Source organism: Actinomadura rubrisoli, from assembly GCF_004349215.1.
Classification (GTDB): domain Bacteria; phylum Actinomycetota; class Actinomycetes; order Streptosporangiales; family Streptosporangiaceae; genus Spirillospora; species Spirillospora rubrisoli.
This window is the reverse complement of the sequence record NZ_SMKU01000566.1, coordinates 1-3402: the sequence shown is the minus strand read 5'-3', so window position 1 is coordinate 3402 and position 3402 is coordinate 1. Positions and strand designations below refer to the sequence as shown.

Genomic DNA, 3402 nt, shown 5'->3' with positions numbered 1-3402 from the left:
CCCAAGAAATACCAGGACATCTACCCCCTCAACTTCGACAACGACCCCGACGGCCTCTACACCGAGATCCACCGCATCATCAAACACTGGATCGGCCACGGCATCCGCATCTTCCGCGTCGACAACCCCCACACCAAACCCGTCCCCTTCTGGGAACGCCTCCTGGCCGACATCAACACCACCGACCCCGACGTCCTCTTCCTCGCCGAAGCCTTCACCCGCCCCGCCATGATGCACACCCTGGCCAAAATCGGCTTCCACCAGTCCTACACCTACTTCACCTGGCGCAACTCCGCCGACGAACTCCGCACCCACTTCACCGAACTCACCGGCCCCGCCGCCGCCTACATGCGCCCCAACACCTTCACCAACACCCCCGACATCCTCAACCAGTACCTCCAGCACGGCGGCCGCCCCGCCTTCGCCATCCGCGCCATCCTCGCCGCCCTGCTGTCGCCCACCTGGGGCATCTACTCCGGCTACGAACTCTGCGAGAACACCCCCGTACGCCCCGGCAGCGAGGAATACCGCGACTCCGAGAAATACCAGTACCGCCCCCGCGACTGGGAAACCGCCGAACGCACCGGCACCACCCTGGCCCCCCTCATCACCCGCCTCAACACCCTGCGCAACACCCACCCCGCCCTCCAACAACTCCGCAACCTGCACTTCCACCCCATCGACCAACCCCAACTCCTGGCCTTCTCCAAACGACACGCCGACGACACCGTCCTGGCCGTGGTCAACCTCAACCCCCACCACACCCAAGAAGCCACCCTCCACCTGGACCTGGCCGCCCTCGGCCTCCCCGACGACCCCGACCGCCCCTTCACCGTCACCGACCAACTCGACGGCACCACCTACACCTGGCGACGCTCCAACTACGTCCGCCTGGACCCCCACACCCAACCCGCACACATCCTCACGATCCAGGCGGACGGAGAACGTGTGCGGGCAGGGTGAAGCGCGACGGGACGAGCGGGTGCGGGGCCGGGGCGTCCGGTGTCAGACCGGCTCGGTGGCCGGCAGGCGGGCGTCGATCGTCCGGCACGAGGTGAAGACGGAGCCGAGCCCCTCGCGGTCGATGATCTCGCGGAGGCGGGCCGGGAGCTCCAGCAGCGACAGGCAGCCGCCCTCGGCGGCCACGCGCCAGCGGATGCCGAGCAGGACGGGCAGCGGGTCGCAGCGCAGGCCGAGCTTGTCGCTCATCCGCACCATGAGGTGCTGGAGATTGCCCTCGACCAGCGAGGTCAGCGTCTCGCCGAGCCGCTGGACGGTGCTCTGGTCGAGCACCCCCGACAGGTGGACGACCGTGTGGGCGCCGTCGCCGGCCTCCGTCGTGGTGATCATTAAGTCGGCGGCGGGCGCCGGGGCGGGGGACAGCCCGGTGTCGCCCGGGTGCATGGCGCGGATGGCGTCGAGGACGTGCGTGGTGTCCACGGCCGCCGCGCTCCTCCGGGGGACCGGCGCGTCCGTCGCGGACGCCACGTCCGGGAAGACCGGGACGAGCCGGGACAGCCCCGTCAGGTGCAGCGCGCGCCGGACCGGCGCCGCCATGGCGGGCACCACGGCGCGCAGGGGGCAGCCGAGCAGCTGGGCGCGGGTCTCGGTCCGCGCCAGCAGGACGAGCCCGGACGCGTCGAGCAGGATCGAGTCACCGAAGTCGACGACGACGCCCTTGCGGCGCCTCCCGGGCTCCGCCGTCCCCGAGGCGAGGGACAGCGCCCGGCACACCCCCTCCCGGATGCCCGCGTAGTTCTGCCAGCTGATCTGCGCGGGCAGGCTCAGCACGATGAAGCCTCGCCGGGTCCCGATGTCCAGGCCGGGCACGGTGGTGTCTCGCATGTGTCACATCCCGATCGGAGTTCGAGCGGCCGCGCGGGCCTTCCTGGACGGAGCGGTGGGATCGCCGGGGTCGGGCGCCGCGAGCGCGTCCCGGAGATGCGGGTGCGGGGCCGCGGGCGGGGCGAACGCGCCGGGCGCCCGGCTCTCGGTGACCCGGATCCCCGGCGGTCTGGACGGCCGTCTCCCGTCCGGATGGTCCGGGCAGGGCGGAGGCGCCCCCCGCACGACGCCCGTGAGCCGGGACGCCGCGAGGCGCTCGATCGCCTGTTCGTCGGGCCGCACTCCGAGATGGGTGCAGCAGCACCACAGATCGTCCACGCAACGGCGCACGTTCTCAGCCGGGATGTCGGCGAAGCGAACGCGCAGCCGCGCTACGAGGTCGTCGCGCGTCGGTACGGCCGATGGCGACATCTCCCAGCGCTCCACTGTCCCTCCGATCGCTCTGGACGAGGTCCTTTCCTCGCCCGGTCGCATTGAAAATGAACTACCCGGGGCCTGCGGTGGAAAAAGCGACGAAGCTAAAAACACGGACATGACACAGCCGTCACGCGGCAAGCGCCACCGGGTGCGGGCGCCAGCGACACGGCGGGAAATCGACGTGATTTTGCGTTACTTTCCCGTCCGCTGCCATTCGCCGACCGCGCGATGACCTCTCGCGCCGGGGCGCGGCCGGAGGAAAGCGGGCGGCGCGTCCGGGGATCTACCCCGGCGATGGACGACGCTCCCCCGGCGCGCCGGGTCCGCTCGGTCCCGAAACCGGGCCGCCGGTCACGGCCTGTACTGAAATTTTTGCGGATGGTTGCCTGTCGCGAACGTCCGGGGCGCGGCGCGCGGGCATTGCTGATCTAGACGATCTCCCAACAGACCCGGGGTGGCCCATGCGCGTCCAGTCGAAGTTCCTCACCGATTCCGAGTTCGCCGGGGAGGCCGGCGCGCCGGACGCGGGACCGGTCGCGGACGCGTTCAGCCCGGAGACGCCGCGCGATCCGCACTGGTTCAAGACGGCGGTGTTCTACGAGGTGTCGGTGCGGGGGTTCGCCGACTCCAACGGCGACGGCTACGGCGACCTGCGCGGCCTGATCTCCAAACTCGACCACCTGCAATGGCTCGGCGTGGACTGCCTCTGGCTGCTGCCCATCTACCAATCACCCCTGCGCGACGGCGGCTACGACATCGCCGACTACACCAAGATCCTGCCCGACTTCGGCGAACTCGGCGACTTCGTCGAACTCATCGAACAAGCCCACGCCCGCGGCATCAGAGTCATCGCCGACCTGGTCATGAACCACACCTCCGACGCCCACCCCTGGTTCCAAGCCTCCCGCACCGACCCGGGCGGCCCCTTCGGCGACTTCTACATGTGGCACGACACCGACACCAAATACCCCGACGCCCGCATCATCTTCATCGACACCGAATCCTCCAACTGGACCTACGACCCCGTCCGCGGCCAGTACTACTGGCACCGCTTCTTCTCCCACCAACCCGACCTCAACTACGACAACCCCGCCGTCCAAGACGCCATGCTGGAGGTCCTGCGCTTCTGGCTCGACCTGG

Annotated in this window: 4 protein-coding genes; 2 read left to right on the top strand and 2 right to left on the bottom strand. The window is 69.7% G+C overall.

Going from position 1 to position 3402, the window contains the following annotated elements; translation table 11 throughout:
- Positions 1–963: alpha-amylase family protein (locus E1298_RS45375; RefSeq protein ID WP_481726151.1), on the top strand; the 963-nt coding region annotated here is incomplete at its 5' end.
- Positions 964–1005: 42 nt separating this feature from the next.
- Here the strand turns inward: E1298_RS45375 and E1298_RS45370 are convergent.
- Positions 1006–1845, bottom strand: a complete 840-nt coding sequence (locus tag E1298_RS45370; RefSeq protein ID WP_131903560.1) for an STAS domain-containing protein — start codon at positions 1843–1845, stop codon at positions 1006–1008.
- A gap of 3 nt (positions 1846–1848) precedes the next feature.
- Positions 1849–2256: a hypothetical protein gene (locus tag E1298_RS45365; RefSeq protein ID WP_131903559.1), complete on the bottom strand. Its 408-nt coding sequence runs from the start codon at positions 2254–2256 to the stop codon at positions 1849–1851.
- A gap of 467 nt (positions 2257–2723) precedes the next feature.
- Between E1298_RS45365 and E1298_RS45360 the strand changes: the two genes are divergently transcribed.
- A partial coding sequence (locus E1298_RS45360; RefSeq protein WP_243726242.1) for an alpha-amylase family glycosyl hydrolase occupies positions 2724–3402 on the top strand: 679 nt, incomplete at its 3' end.